We start from the raw sequence: 456 nt of genomic DNA, 5'->3' as shown, positions 1-456 counted from the left end.
CGCCGCCCAGCACTTCGTAGCCGGCCTTCAGCGCCACGCCCTTGAGGGTGTAGCCCAGTTCGGCCAGGTAGTAGTCGCTGTCCAGCTCCAGCGGGTTGTCGGCGTAGTCCTGCTGCTGGGCGTATTCCAGAACATAGCTGAAGCCCTGGATCGCGCCGTTCAGGCGCAGGCCGGTGGTCTCGCTGGACTGGCTGCCGACGCTGAGGTTATCGAGGCCGAGCAGGTAGTCGTAGGCGGTGACGGTCAGCTCGGGCATGAGCACGTACTGGGCGTTGATCAGGTGGCTGTGGCCTTCGATGTTGGCCGGGTTGCCGGCGCCGTCGTACTGGCCGTTGCCGGGGCCGAAGATGGTGTTGATGTTGTCGATGTAGGCATAGGTCAGGGTCAGCCCGGCGAGCGGTTTGAGCTGGGCCAGGGCGCCGTCGTAGGTCTGCTCGTTCTGGCGCCAGGCCACGC

1 pseudogene is annotated in these 456 nt (G+C 65.8%); it reads right to left on the bottom strand.

Annotated elements, in window-relative coordinates:
- A pseudogene (locus F3I16_RS20975) lies at nucleotides 1-456 on the bottom strand (hypothetical protein); the annotation flags it as partial.

Origin of the sequence: Pseudomonas sp. L-22-4S-12, assembly GCF_009799935.1 — a bacterium.
GTDB lineage: Bacteria > Pseudomonadota > Gammaproteobacteria > Pseudomonadales > Pseudomonadaceae > Aquipseudomonas.
The sequence above is the reverse complement of the archived record's forward strand: the minus strand, read 5'-3'. Positions and strand labels throughout refer to the sequence as shown.